The sequence below is a fragment of the Haloferax profundi genome (genome assembly GCF_001469865.1).
Lineage (GTDB): Archaea > Halobacteriota > Halobacteria > Halobacteriales > Haloferacaceae > Haloferax > Haloferax profundi.
The window spans coordinates 1-289 of the sequence record NZ_LOPV01000129.1; the positions used below are offsets into that span (position 1 = coordinate 1).

General features: G+C 58.1%; 1 protein-coding gene. It reads right to left on the reverse strand.

From position 1 onward, the window contains the following. The coding region (locus tag AUR66_RS06590; protein WP_197409691.1) for a type I restriction-modification system subunit M N-terminal domain-containing protein at positions 1–289 on the reverse strand (289 nt) is incomplete at both ends.

Consider the following 289-nt stretch of genomic DNA (forward strand, 5'->3'; position numbering starts at 1 on the left):
TCCTTTCTTCCCAGCGTCGTCTGCGAACTGCCGAATCAGATACTCGTAGGCTCGACCGAAGATGTCCGAATCTTCGAGGTCGGCGTTTCGGTATCGATGTTTCGAGAAGTGAGTGACGAGCTCGTCGAGCGTCGCGTCGGAGAGGCGGTCCTTGTCGTTGAAGTCGACGGAGGTGAGTACTCGGTCGGCAATCGAGTCGTTCTCGTCCTCGACTGCTTCGAGTGCCTTGTTGAGCGTCGCACCGATGTCGGACTCCTGAGCGCTGATGTGGTCCCATCGAGCTCGTTCC